This window comes from Aestuariivirga sp. (assembly GCF_044238155.1).
Classification (GTDB): Bacteria; Pseudomonadota; Alphaproteobacteria; order Rhizobiales; family Aestuariivirgaceae; genus Aestuariivirga.
Genome location: NZ_JBIIDX010000239.1, coordinates 1 through 2,791, shown reverse-complemented (window position 1 = coordinate 2,791; position 2,791 = coordinate 1). Strand labels below are relative to the sequence as shown.

The window sequence follows — 2,791 nt, the reverse complement described above, 5'->3', positions numbered from 1 at the left end:
CGCCTGCTGCACACCGACCGCGGCGGGAAGCCCGTAGCCCATGGTGCCAAGCCCACCGGAGGTCATCCAGCGGTTGGGCTCCTCGAAGCGGTAGAACTGAGCGGCCCACATCTGGTGCTGACCCACTTCGGTGGTGATGTAGGTGTCCAGATCCTTGGTCAGGGCATAGAGCCTCTCGACTGCATATTGCGGCATGATGACGTCGGAATTCTTCTTGTACTTGAGGCAATCCCTGGCCTTCCAGCCCTCGATCTGCTTCCACCAGGCATCCATCGCCTTCCTGTCGAGCGACAGTGACTTCGACTTCCAGACCCGGATCATGTCCTCCAGCGCATGGGCAACATCAGCCACGATCGGGATGTCGACCCGCACCGTCTTGTTGATCGAGGACGGGTCGATGTCGATGTGGATCTTCTTCGAGTTCGGCGAAAAGGCGTTGAGGCGGCCGGTGATCCGGTCATCGAAGCGGGCCCCGACATTGATCATCACATCGCAGTCATGCATCGCCATGTTGGCTTCATACATGCCGTGCATGCCCAGCATGCCAAGCCAGTTCTTGCCACTCGCCGGATAAGCGCCAAGGCCCATCAGCGTCGACGTGACCGGAATGCCGGTCATGGCGGCAAAGTCGCGGAGCAGTTTCGAAGCCGTGAGGCCTGAGTTGATGACGCCGCCGCCGGTATAGAGGATCGGACGCTTGGCCGAGGCGATCAGTTCCACTGCGGCGCGGACGGCCTCCTGATCGGGCTTGACGCGCGGACGATAGGTCTTGTGTTCGATATTCTTGGGGCCGACATAGCGGCCCTTGGCGAACTGCACGTCCTTCGGGATGTCGACGACCACAGGGCCGGGGCGGCCATGGGTCGCCACATAGAACGCTTCATGCAGAATGCGCGCCAGGTCGTTCACGTCCTTCACCAGATAGTTGTGCTTGGTGCAGGGGCGGGTGATGCCGACCGTGTCGCACTCCTGAAACGCGTCATTGCCGATCAGGTGAGTGGGCACCTGCCCGGTGATGCAGACCATCGGGATCGAATCCATCAGCGCGTCGGTCAGGCCGGTCACTGCATTGGTGGCGCCCGGGCCAGAAGTGACCAGCACCACGCCGCACTTGCCGGTCGAACGGGCGTAGCCTTCCGCCGCATGGGTGGCTCCCTGCTCATGCCGGACAAGGATGTGCCTGACCTTTTCCTGCTGGAAGATCTCGTCATAGATCGGCAGCACCGCCCCGCCGGGATATCCGAACACATGCTCGACACCCTGATCCTGCAGTGCCTTGAGCACGATCTCCGCGCCTGTCATCTCTCCGGTTGCCATCTCACACCTCTTGACCTTTGCCGTACCCTCAAACACGCCCGTCACGTCCGGGCAACAAAAAAGGCCCCCGAGGGAGCCTGATATCCGCGCAGCACCACATGAGCGTGGAGGTTTTAAACCTCCCCGGCGCTGCGCGGTCCTACTACTACAATCAAAACCATCTGGCGACAGTACGGGGCCGCGCGGTCGGCGTCAAGAGGCCTTCGTCTTCCCGGCCGCAGCCACAGTCGCCCGTGCCCCGTCTGCATAGCTGGTCTTTCGCAGTCCGGGCAGCAGGGTCCTCAGCTTGCTGTCATCGAGCAGGACCGGATGCTTAAGAAGATATCGCATTGTTGCAATCTCCCGCAGGGCCGGCACGACCAGGCCGAGCAGGGATTGCTGCCAGACCGGGAGCACCCGCAGCCTCGGCGGGCGTCCTGCTGCCTGATACATGAGCTCGGCCAGACCACGCAGACTGATGACGCCTGCCCCTGCCAGGTTGTAGGGCCCCGCAACCGCGCCCTGATGGCGCAAGAGATCGCGCACCACGGGGCCCACGTCTGGCGTGAAGCCAAATTCATGCGGTTGATCGGCAGGGCTTAGCAACAATCCGGTTCTGCCGGCAGCAGCAGCCTTGGCAACACCATACAGCATGCTCGTGGCAACCCGCGGGCCATAGAAATCGGGCAGGCGCAGGGAGATGCACTCAGGCCCGTTGCCCGAGGCTGCGAGGAAGATGTCCTCCTGGCGCTTTCGCCACTCACCCTTGACTGAACAGGGAACACGAGGATGGTCTTCGGCAACTTGCGCGCTCTGGGCCATGCCGTAGGCATAGATGTTGGTGATCAGCAGGACACGCTTCAAACCAGCCCCGCGAACTGCAGCGAGGAAGTGCTGCATCATTTCGGGATAGGCCGCGAAAGCCCTGTCGGAATAGGGCAGCCCGAAACTGTAGACGGCGGCGTCCATGCCGGCGACCGCAGCGCGGCAGCCCGCAAGAGTCGAGACATCCGCCGTCACGACCTCGTCTCCGGTTGAGGCAAGGGCTTCGAGAGGCACGGCCTGGCGACCGACCAGCCTCACCCTCTCCCCGGCCCGGTGGTATGCCTCGGCGACCGACCGTCCGATTGCGCCAGAGGCTCCGATGATCGCAACCTGCATGGCGCAAGCCTCCGCTGAACTCAGTAAATTGTTTTTATCTTATCATGTTGGGGGCCGGATTGCCAGTGCGCCATCTGCCCTCGCCACCAGGTCAGTTGCCGCTTGATGTAGCGCCGGGTTGCCTGCTTGGCGGCGGCTGTCGCCTCCTCGAGGCTGGCTTCACCCCTGAGATGTGCCAGAAGCTCACGAACACCGATCGCGCGCAACGCCGGAAGAGCCGGATCGAGCCCGATGAGCTGCCGCGCCTCGGCAATCGCGCCTTTCGAGAGCATCCATTCGAAGCGCGTCTCGGCCCTCGCATAGAGTTCGGGCCGGGGCACATCGAGAAACATCC

Annotated in this window: 2 protein-coding genes and 1 pseudogene; all 3 read right to left on the bottom strand. The window is 62.7% G+C overall.

Going from position 1 to position 2,791, the window contains the following annotated elements; all coding sequences use genetic code 11:
• Positions 1 to 1,302 (bottom strand): biosynthetic-type acetolactate synthase large subunit (gene ilvB, locus ACILRN_RS16530; RefSeq protein WP_395690058.1); only part of this gene is annotated, 1,302 nt, incomplete at its 3' end.
• A 207-nt stretch (positions 1,303 to 1,509) separates the two neighbouring features.
• Positions 1,510 to 2,457, bottom strand: a complete 948-nt coding sequence (locus ACILRN_RS16525) for an NAD(P)H-binding protein (protein WP_395690057.1) — start codon at positions 2,455 to 2,457, stop codon at positions 1,510 to 1,512.
• A gap of 20 nt (positions 2,458 to 2,477) precedes the next feature.
• Positions 2,478 to 2,791 (bottom strand): annotated as a pseudogene (locus ACILRN_RS16520) (tRNA (adenosine(37)-N6)-dimethylallyltransferase MiaA); the annotation flags it as partial.

Excerpts from the sequence above, each read along its gene's own strand:
- ACILRN_RS16525 (WP_395690057.1), bottom strand. The coding sequence starts at position 2,457 with ATGCAGGTTGCGATCATCGGAGCCTCTGGCGCAATCGGACGGTCGGTC.